The organism is Mesorhizobium sp. M7A.F.Ca.US.006.04.2.1, assembly GCF_004022915.1.
Lineage (GTDB): Bacteria > Pseudomonadota > Alphaproteobacteria > Rhizobiales > Rhizobiaceae > Mesorhizobium > Mesorhizobium ciceri.
On record NZ_RZQA01000143.1, the window covers coordinates 1 to 9,735 of the forward strand.

Below are 9,735 nucleotides of genomic sequence, written 5' to 3' on the forward strand. Positions count from 1 at the left end.
GGCAATGATCTTCATGGGTCGATGGTCCTTCAAAACAGCGGGCGACGGGTCGCCTGCTTCAGTTTCCGCCGATATCGGCCGACGTGCAACAGCTTCCGGCTGCCAGCCCCCTATATGGCCAGCACGGGTCCACGGCCGAGCAAAGGATTTCTATTTTCCTTGCCCTGCCGGCAAACAAGTGGGACGATGGCTTTGGGCAGGTGGACTTGAAAAGAACCCCGCCCGCGACGGTCGAACAGGCCGGCCGCCGCTCAGGACCGATTGACCACGCCTGAACCATGCATGCCAGTCGGTCCTGCGGGAAACGCCTGAGTGGAGGTCAGTCATGGGTACTCGCGCCGGAGGACGACGCACGGGACCGAAATGCATTGCCATAGTCGGTCCCTTCGCAAGCGGTAAGACGACACTTCTCGAAGCCATATTGGCCCGTACGGGCTCAATTCCCCGACAAAATCCCGTTTCATCAGGCAACACCGTTTCAGATCATTCGCCCGAGGCGCGCGCCCACGCCATGAGCGTCGAGGCGACGATCGCCACCACCGAATTCATGGGCGAGCAGATCACCTTCGTCGACTGTCCCGGCTCCATCGAATTCTCTTTCGAAGCCGAACCGGTGCTGGCCGCCTGCGACCTCGCGGTGGTCGTGGCCGAGGCCGATGAAAAGAAGATCCCTGCCCTGCAACTGATCATGCGCAAGCTCGACGATCTCGGCGTGCCGCGCATCCTGTTTCTCAACAAGGTCGACAAGGCAATCACCGGCGTGCGAGACACGCTGAAGATGCTGCAGCCGGCCAGTGCCGTGCCATTGCTGCTGCGCCAGATTCCGCTGCGCAAGGACGGCGTCGTCATTGGTTCGATCGACCTGGCGCTGGAGCGCGCCTACATCTATCGCGAATATGCCGAAAGCGAGGTGGCGCAGATTCCCGGCGACGAGAAGGCGCGCGAGCTCGAAGCGCGTTTCTCGATGCTGGAGACGCTGGCCGACCATGATGACCAGTTGATGGAACAGCTGCTCGAGGAGATCGAACCGCCAAAGGACGCGATCTTCGACGATCTCGCCGCCGACCTGCGCGACGGCGCGGTGACGCCGGTGCTGATCGGCACCGCCGAGAAAGGCAACGGCGTGCTGCGTCTCCTGAAGGCGATCCGCCACGACGCGCCCGACATCGAGGCGACCCGCAAGCGGCTCGGTGCACCCGACGGCGCGGCTACCCTGGTCCAGGTGATGAAGACCATCCACACCTCGCATGGCGGCAAGCTGTCGGTGTCGCGCATCCTCTCCGGCCAGGTCGTCGACGGTTCCGAACTCTGGCTGCCCGGCGGCGACACGGCCAAGGTTTCCGGCATCTACCGGATGCTCGGCAAGGACCAGTCCAAGCTCTCCAGCGCCAAGGCCGGCGATACGGTCGCGCTGGGCAAGCTGGACGAGGTCAAGACCGGCCAGACGCTGAGTTCGGCCAAGGGCGGCATCAAGCCGCTCGTCCAGTTCGAGCCGCCGCAGCCGGTCTTCGCCTTCGCGCTCCGCCCCAAGGAGCGCAAGGACGAAGTGAAGATGTCGGCTGCCATCCAGCGGCTGGCCGAGGAGGACCCCTCGCTCAGCCTGCGCCACAACCAGGACTCGGCTGAAACCGTGCTGTCGGGCCATGGCGAGATGCATCTGCGCGTGGTGCGCGAGCGGCTGGAAGGCAAGAACCAGATACCGGTCGAAGGCCATCCGCCGGCGGTGCCCTATCGCGAGACGATCCGCAAATCGGCGCAACAGCGCGGCCGTCACAAGAAACAGTCCGGCGGACATGGCCAGTTCGGTGACGTGGTGATCGAGATCAAGCCGCTGCCGCGCGGCTCCGGCTTCCAGTTCACCGACACCATCACCGGCGGCGTCGTGCCCAAGACCTACATCCAGTCGGTCGAGACCGGGGTGCGCGACTATCTGAAATCCGGGCCGCTGGGCTTTCCGGTCGTGGATGTCGCAGTCAACCTGTCGGACGGCTCCTACCATGCGGTCGATTCCTCCGACATGGCCTTCCAGATGGCGGCCAGGCTGGCAATGAAGGAAGGCATGGCCGCGTGCTTGCCGGTGCTCCTGGAGCCTGTGATGAAGGTCGAGATCGTCACACCCTCCGACGCCACCTCGAAGATCATCGCTCTCATCCCGCAACGGCGCGGCCAGATACTCGGCTACGACGCGCGGCCTGGCTGGCCAGGATGGGATGTCGTCGAGGCAACCATGCCGCAAGCCGAGATCGGCGACCTGATCATCGAGTTGCGCTCGGCGACCGCGGGCGTCGCCAGCTACCGTGCCGTCTTCGACCACATGGCCGAACTCACCGGCCGTCTGGCCGACGAGGCGATGAACACCAACGGCAAGGCTGCCTGATGGCGTAGCGTTCCTCTCGAACCTGATTCGAGGGGGACAAAAGAAAACGACGTCCGGCGGGGACCGGACGTCGTTTTGTTCGCGGACCGTTTCCTTGGGAGGTAAAACGGCAGGTCCGCCGCATTTGGTGCCGCCGAGTTCGGCGGAAAAACGGTTCGGACGCGGTAGCCGCCTGAGCCCGGGCCGTACGAGTGATGCCCCCATCTCCCGTCCGAACCACACCGCGTCCTATGATCCACATAGCAGGTCGCGGGCGCCCGGGCTATGTTACCAGAGGTTACATGTCACCGTTACGTGGCAATTGTGATGGAATTTTTTGCCGGCCCAACAGAACACAGGCAACAAAAAAGCCGGATCAATGAAGATCCGGCTGAGTTTGATTGGAGTGCCTGTTAAGGCTAACCTCCAGAGGGGAACACTCGAGGGCGCTAATGGGAGGAGAACGCGCCCAGGAGATGATCTATATATGTGCTCATCATGCCCAAGAAACAAGCATCTATTTTGCAACACACGCATGCAAAAAGACGCAGGCTGTGGTCTAACCCATTCCAGAAGCCAATAGGACCAGCAGAATCGTCGAAATGGGCCGCCGAATCGGGCAATTGCAACTACAGAATCGCCGATCTCGGCTGGCTTTCGGTTCAAAATGCCAAAACCGGGCAATGATGTGGAAGCAGGCAGCAGGCGTGCATTTCTAAGGCAATCGGGGAGGAGGCAGCCAATGCGGACGTTTTCGGCGATCGCCGGCAGTGCGGCCTTCTTCATCGCGGCGCCCTGCGTGGTTGCCGGGCTGGTGCCATGGCTGTTGACAGATCGCTGGGGCTTGCCGTGGTCTGGTCTGCCGGGCTTTGTCCCTGTCGGCGGGCTTCTGATCGCCGTCGCGATCGCAGCACTGCTGCATGCCTTCGGTCGATTCGCGCTTGAGGGCCTCGGCACGCCCGCTCCGGTCGCGCCAACCGAGAGGCTGGTGATCGGCGGCATCTACCGTCATGTCCGCAACCCGATGTATGTCGCCGTGCTGTCGATCATCCTCGGCCAGGCATTGCTGTTCTCGAGCTGGACGCTGGCCGCTTATGCGGTCATCGGCGCGATCGCCATGGGCTCTTTCGTGCGGTTCTACGAGGAGCCGACTTTGGCTCACCGGTACGGCGCCGAATACGACGCCTACCGCCGCAACGTACCCGGCTGGTTGCCTCGACTGTCGCCCTGGCGGGGGTAGGTGAAACCGGCAGCGCCGTCTCAGGGCATGTTGAGGCTCAGGTCGGGCCAGGCAATCGACATGTCCTTAGAATGACCAGCTTCTCGCCTTGGCGATGATAAAGTCCCGGAACACGTGCAGCTTGGCCTGGTTCTTCATCGCGTCCGGATAAGCAAAATAGGTGTCGAAAGACGGCACCTCGGTCTCCGGCAGCAGCTGCACGAGGTCGGAGTCCTTGCTGATCACATAGTCGGGCAGCATGGCGATACCGGCACCGCCCTGCACCGCCCGCTTGATCGACAATATGTCGTTGATCTGCAGCGTCGGCACCCTTTGTCCGCCTTCGAAATCACCGACCGTTTCCAGCCAGTTCAGCTCCGACAGATGCGACGGCACCGGCACGCCGAAGGTGACGATGCGATGGGCCTTCAGCTCGGCGACGGAAGACGGCCTGCCATGCTTGGCGACATAGGATGGGGCCGCGTAGAGGTGGAAATGCACGGTGAACAGGCGGCGCTGGATCAGGTCCGGCTGCTGCGGCTGGCGCAGCCGAATGGCGCAATCGGCCTGGCGCATGGTGAGATCGAGCTCCTCGTTGGCGAGGATCAACTGCAGGCTGATTTCAGGATAGAGTTCGATGAATTCCTGCACCCGCTCGGTTAGCCAGCCGGCGCCCAGCCCCACCGTCGTCGTCACCCGCAGCACGCCCGACGGGCGATCCTTGGTCTCGGTCAGCCGGGACTTGATGGTCTCCAGTTTCATCAGCACGTCATGCGCCGTGCGAAACAGCATCTCACCCTGCTCGGTCAACACCAGCCCGCGGGCGTGGCGGTTGAACAGCGGCACGCCGACATCATGCTCGAGCGCGCTGACCTGCCGCGAGATCGCCGATTGTGACAGATGCAATGTCTCGGCCGCATGGGTAAACGACCCCGCCTCCGCCGCAGCGTGAAACACGCGTAGCTTGTCCCAGTCCAACGCCATGATTCCCCTCGTTCTGTTTTGGCGTCTGAATGAAAAATCAGGCTTTTACACGGCGTTTCTAAGCCGCTCTCTGAACTCTCTACTCGGCCGCTTCGCGATGCACTTCGATGCCGGCCAGATACTTCTCCGCCTCGAGTGCGGCCATGCAGCCAAGCCCCGCTGCCGTCACCGCCTGGCGGTAGATATCGTCGGTCACATCGCCGGCCGCGAACACGCCCGGCACATCGGTGCGGGTCGAATCCGGCGCCGTCCACAGATAGCCGTTCGGCTTCTGCTTGAGCTTGCCGGCGAACAGTTCAACCGCCGGCGCATGGCCGATGGCCACGAACACGCCGTCGATCTTGAGGTGCGACACCTCGCCGGTCACCGCATGCTTGAGCTTCAGCCCCACGACCGAGGGCGGCAGCGGCGTCTTGCCGGGCCGACCGGTGATCTCGTCGACGATCGTGTCCCAGATGACGCGGACATTGTCCTTCTTCAGAAGCCGCTCGCGCAGGATACGTTCGGCGCGAAAATCGCTGCGCCTGTGGATCACCGTCACGCTCTTGGCGAGATTGGACAGATAGAGCGCCTCTTCCACCGCCGAATTGCCGCCGCCGATCACCGCGACATCCTTGCCCCGGTAGAAGAAGCCGTCACAGGTGGCGCAGGCCGAGACTCCAAAACCCATAAAGTCCTGCTCGGTCGGGATGCCCAGCCATTTCGCTTGCGCGCCGGTCGCGATGATCAGCGCGTCGGCGGTGTAGGTGGTGCCGGAATCGCCCTTGGCACGGAACGGTCGCACGTTGAGGTCGACCTCGGTGATGATGTCGTTGATGATGTCGGTGCCGACATGCTCGGCCTGTTTCAGCATCTGCTCCATCAGCCACGGACCCTGGATCGGGTCGGCGAAGCCGGGATAGTTCTCGACATCGGTGGTGATCATCAACTGCCCGCCCTGCTGCAGGCCGGCGACCAGCATCGGCTTCAGCATGGCGCGGGCGGCGTAGACCGCCGCCGTATAGCCGGCCGGGCCGGAACCGATGATGAGAACGGGCGCGTGCTTGGTGGTCATCTAAAGCCTCTGCGGAGGGCTGCCGGCAATTGCGGCATGGAAAACTCGATCATTGTCGCGCGTAATGTAAGTGTTGCCCACGACGCCAGCAAGGCAAGTTGGAGTTCGTCCCCGGAAAGCTTTGTCACACCCTGTCGCCCGCGGATCCCGCGAAATATTCCGGGCGAAGGATGGAATGGACAGCGAAGTCGTTTAATTACAAAATCACGCAAGATTCTTGCGTGTTGCCCCTCATGATCGAGAGCCCCCATGCCGCTCAAGGCCGACCTCGACGCCATCGACTGGAAGATCCTGCGCGAATTGCAGGGCGACGGCCGCATGACCAATGTCGAACTGTCGAACCGCGTCGGCATTTCGGCACCGCCATGCCTGCGCCGCGTCAAGCGCCTGGAGGAAGCCGGCATCATCCGTGGCTACCGCGCTCTGCTCAACGCACCAGCGCTCGGCCTTGATGTCGTTGCCTTCTGCCTGGTCGGCCTGCATCATCAAGCCGATGCCGAGCTGCGCATCTTTGCCGAGCGCACCCGCGGCTGGCCGATCGTACGCGACGCCTGGATGGTGTCGGGCGAATCCGATTTCCTCCTGCATTGCGTGGCGAGCGACCTCGGCGCCTTCCAGACCTTCGTCATCGAGGAACTGACCTCGACCCCGAATGTCGACACGGTGCGCACAGCGCTCACCATCCGCCGGGTCAAGGACGAAGGCTTGGTCTCGTTCGCACAGCCTTGAGCCGGTGAACCGCAACCGGCTTTCGCCGATGCGGCTTGAACGCCTCGCCATATCAGCGCCGCTTTGGCGTTCGATAGGCACTTCTGTGAAGCCGGATGTCCTGCCGTAGCCGCCTTGCTGGTTTCCTAGAGCAATTCCAGAAAAAGTGTGTAACGGTTTTCCTGGGAAAAGCGCATAGCGCTTTCGGGATTGCATAATACAGGTGGCGCAGGGCAGCCCAATTCCGAGAACAGTGTGCCGTGGGGTGGGACGATGACTCGATTTTCTAGCCCGGTTTCGGCGCTGGTCATCTGTATGAACGAGGCCGACATGATCGGCGAATGCCTGGAGAGCGTCGACTTCTGCGCCGAGATCATCGTCGTCGATTCAGGCTCGACGGACAGCACTCTGGACGTCGTCAATGCGTTCATCGCCAAGGGCTACCCGATAAGGCTGTTTCACAATGATTGGCCGGGCTTTCCTCGTCAGCGGCAATTCGCGCTCGATCAGGCCACCCAACCGTGGTGCCTTTCGATTGAAGCCGACGAGGCCATCGATGACGTTCTCAGGCAGTCGATCATGAGTGTGACGCAGCTTGGGAATGACGCTTTCGACGGATGGTATATCAGGCGCCGCGACAAGCTGAAGGGTTACGGCTATGCGCACCGCTGGGTGCTTCACAACAGGCTGCTGCGGCTTTTCCGGCGCGACAAGGCAACCATGGACCTCAATCTGCGGGTCCATGAGTCGTTCGAGGTGCCGGGCGAAACCGGCACCATAGAAAATGGCGTGCTGCTGCATCGCCGCGAAATGACTATTGCCGAGGATCTGGCGAGAGCCAACACCTACTCCAGCCTCAAGGTCGCCACGCTGGTCGAACGAGCCAAGAAGCCTGGCCTGATAAGACTGGTGCTGTCGCCGCTTGGCAACTTCCTGAAGTTTTACCTGGCCAAGCGCTACTTCCTGTGCGGCCGGCACGGGTTCGTCTATTCGATGCTGGTGATGGTGTATTCGTTCGCCACCGAGGCCAAGCTCTATGAAGCCTGGCGGGACAACGATCGGGTATAGACCGTTAGGGCGCGCCCGAGGCGGCCCCAAGTCCAGCTATTGCGGCGAGCAGGCCGTCGAAGTCCGCGCGGTCGCACCAAGGCCGAATTGTGAAGCCCCGTCGGACAGCCGCTTGCCCGTCCACCAGCCAGCCCTGCGAGAGGCCGGCGCGTTGTCCCGCCTCCATGTCGGCCTCCTTGTCGCCGACGATCAGCGAACGCCGCAGATCGAGCCCGAGGCGCCTGGCCGCCTCCAGCAGCATGCCCGGATTGGGCTTGCGCATCGGATGATCTGCGGCCGCGAGCGGGCCGGAGCCCGCCTCGTGATAGGCGCAGGCAAGGACCATGTCGACGAACGCATTGTCGGCGCGTAGCAGTTCGAGCACGCGGCCATTGACGGCGGCGAAATCGCTCCAGCCGAAATAGCCGCGCGCGATGCCGGACTGGTTGGTGACGACGATGACGGGAATGCCGGCCCCGTTGGCGGCGGCTATCACCGCGGCTATATCCGCGCGCAGCACCATTTCGCCAGGATCATCCGGATAGCCCGTATCGATATTGATGGTGCCGTCGCGGTCGAGGAACAGCGCCGGAGAGCCGGCGGCGAACACCTTTGAGCCGACCTGCTCGACCCACAGGCCCGGCTCAGCCAGCGGATAGCGGCCAGAGGTCGTGGGATCAGCCATTGCTGAGGCGCGCTTCGACCACCTCGCACAGATGATGATAAAGGCACAGATGCCCCTGCTGGATGATCGGCGTCGAGGTCGACGGAACGTTGAGCAGAATATCGGACAGAGGTTTCAGCTTGCCGCCGGTATCGCCGGTCATGCCGATCACCGTCATGTCCATCCTCCGTGCCTGTTCGGCGGCGGCGAGGATGCTCGGCGAATTGCCGCTGGTCGAGATTGCCAGAAGCACGCCGCCGGCCGCGCCATGCGCCTCGACCTGGCGCGAAAACACCGTGTCGAAGCCATAGTCGTTGCCCCAGGCGGTCAGCACCGCCGCATTGGCCGGCAGCGCGATGACATTGTAGGCCTTGCGCTCCTTGAGAAAGCGGCCGACCAGTTCGCCGGCAATGTGGATGGCGTCGCTGGCCGAGCCGCCATTGCCGGCGATGAGCAAGGCCTTCCCCGACGAAAGCGCCGTCACCACCGCGCTCGCTGCCCGCTCCATCTCACCGGTCAGGTCCCGTTCGACCATGGCTGATATGGCAGCCGCCGAGCGGACAAGGTAATCGTTCAAGTCGGACATGAAACCCTCAGTTTGTGGTGCCGCCGGCGCGCAATTTGCCAATGGTGTTGGTGGTGCTTTTTCCAGCGACGAGATCGACCAGCACGACGCGTCCGCCGGCCTTCTGCACCACATCGGCGCCGACCACGGTATCGACCGTGTAATCGGCGCCCTTGACCAGTATGTCGGGCAGCAGCGCTTCGATCAGCGCCAGCGGCGTATCTTCCTCAAACACCACGACCGCGTCGACCGAGGCGAGTGCTGCCAGCACGCAGGCGCGGTCGTGCTGGTCGTTGACCGGCCGGCCGGCGCCCTTCAGGCGCCGCACCGAGGCATCGCTGTTGAGGCCGAGCACCAGCCGGTCGCACTGGCTTCGCGCCGCGTGCAGCAAGCTGACATGGCCGGCATGCAGGATGTCGAAGCAACCATTGGTGAAGCCGACGCTCAGGCCCTCTTCCTTCCACGCCGCCACCATGCGGGCGGCCGATGTGGCGTCGAGGATGGCGTCCTTGTGGGCGGTCGGCCCATGTGAACGGAACAGCGCGCCGGTGAGTTCCTCGACCGTCAGCCGCGCTGTGCCGCGTTTTCCCACAACGACGCCACCAGCGGCATTGGCGATCGAAGCGGCCATGACCGTATCGGCGCCTACGGCCAGCGCCAGCGCGAAGCTCGCGATCACCGTATCGCCGGCGCCCGAAACGTCGAACACTTCGCGCGCCTGGGTGGCGATGTGGCGCGCCTCGTCGGGGCCGACCACGCTCATGCCCTTTTCGCTGCGCGTCGCAACGACGAAATCGAAACCATGTGCCGAAATCAGCTGGCGCGCGGCAGCCACGATCTCGTCATCGGCGAACACCGCATGGCCGACGGCCTCGCCGAGTTCCTTGCGGTTGGGGGTGATGGCGGTCGCCCCGGCATAGCGCGCGTAATCGCGGCCCTTAGGGTCGACCAGCACCGGCTTTCCAGCCTCGCGGCAGATGGCGATCAAGTCGCCGGCGACGCCGTCGAGCAGGATGCCCTTGCCGTAATCGGACAGGATGACGATGTCGGCGTGCGCCAGCGCGGCGCGGAAATGGCGGATCAGGCCGGCTCGCTCCGCGGCGCCGAGCGGCTTGATCTCCTCTTCATCGAAACGCAG

At 63.2% G+C, this 9,735-nt stretch carries 9 protein-coding genes; 4 read left to right on the forward strand and 5 right to left on the reverse strand.

Annotated elements, in window-relative coordinates; all coding sequences use genetic code 11:
* The first annotated feature begins 325 nt into the window (after positions 1 to 325).
* Both EN925_RS10465 and EN925_RS10470 read left to right on the forward strand, forming a co-directional pair.
* Positions 326 to 2,377, forward strand: coding sequence for an elongation factor G (locus EN925_RS10465; RefSeq protein ID WP_127368156.1), 2,052 nt, complete (start codon positions 326 to 328; stop codon positions 2,375 to 2,377).
* A 721-nt stretch (positions 2,378 to 3,098) separates the two neighbouring features.
* Positions 3,099 to 3,596 (forward strand): isoprenylcysteine carboxylmethyltransferase family protein, encoded by a 498-nt coding sequence (locus EN925_RS10470; RefSeq protein ID WP_027162108.1) that lies wholly within the window; start codon positions 3,099 to 3,101, stop codon positions 3,594 to 3,596.
* A 66-nt stretch (positions 3,597 to 3,662) separates the two neighbouring features.
* Here the strand turns inward: EN925_RS10470 and EN925_RS10475 are convergent, their stop codons facing one another.
* Together EN925_RS10475 and trxB are read right to left on the reverse strand one after the other, a co-directional pair.
* A complete protein-coding gene (locus EN925_RS10475; RefSeq protein ID WP_013530079.1) occupies positions 3,663 to 4,559 on the reverse strand; it encodes a LysR family transcriptional regulator in 897 nt (298 codons plus the stop codon).
* A 79-nt stretch (positions 4,560 to 4,638) separates the two neighbouring features.
* The gene (trxB, locus tag EN925_RS10480) at positions 4,639 to 5,613 is read right to left on the reverse strand and encodes a thioredoxin-disulfide reductase (protein ID WP_127368155.1); all 975 of its coding nucleotides are present in this window, start codon (positions 5,611 to 5,613) and stop codon (positions 4,639 to 4,641) included.
* Between the two features lie 249 nt (positions 5,614 to 5,862).
* On the opposite strand from trxB, the gene EN925_RS10485 reads away from it, so the two are divergent.
* Together EN925_RS10485 and EN925_RS10490 are read left to right on the forward strand one after the other, a co-directional pair.
* Positions 5,863 to 6,342: an Lrp/AsnC family transcriptional regulator gene (locus EN925_RS10485; RefSeq protein ID WP_023809735.1), complete on the forward strand. Its 480-nt coding sequence runs from the start codon at positions 5,863 to 5,865 to the stop codon at positions 6,340 to 6,342.
* A gap of 252 nt (positions 6,343 to 6,594) precedes the next feature.
* Positions 6,595 to 7,389, forward strand: coding sequence for a glycosyltransferase family 2 protein (locus EN925_RS10490; RefSeq protein ID WP_063172903.1), 795 nt, complete (start codon positions 6,595 to 6,597; stop codon positions 7,387 to 7,389).
* Positions 7,390 to 7,393: 4 nt separating this feature from the next.
* Here the strand turns inward: EN925_RS10490 and EN925_RS10495 are convergent, their stop codons facing one another.
* From EN925_RS10495 to rfaE2, 3 genes are all read right to left on the reverse strand, one after another.
* Positions 7,394 to 8,053 (reverse strand): HAD-IIIA family hydrolase, encoded by a 660-nt coding sequence (locus tag EN925_RS10495; RefSeq protein WP_127368154.1) that lies wholly within the window; start codon positions 8,051 to 8,053, stop codon positions 7,394 to 7,396.
* Positions 8,046 to 8,618, reverse strand: a complete 573-nt coding sequence (locus EN925_RS10500; RefSeq protein WP_024504153.1) for an SIS domain-containing protein — start codon at positions 8,616 to 8,618, stop codon at positions 8,046 to 8,048. The genes EN925_RS10495 and EN925_RS10500 overlap by 8 nt, the downstream gene beginning before the upstream one ends.
* Before the next feature lie 7 nt (positions 8,619 to 8,625).
* Positions 8,626 to 9,735: D-glycero-beta-D-manno-heptose 1-phosphate adenylyltransferase (rfaE2, locus tag EN925_RS10505; protein WP_128336510.1), on the reverse strand; the 1,110-nt coding region annotated here is incomplete at its 5' end.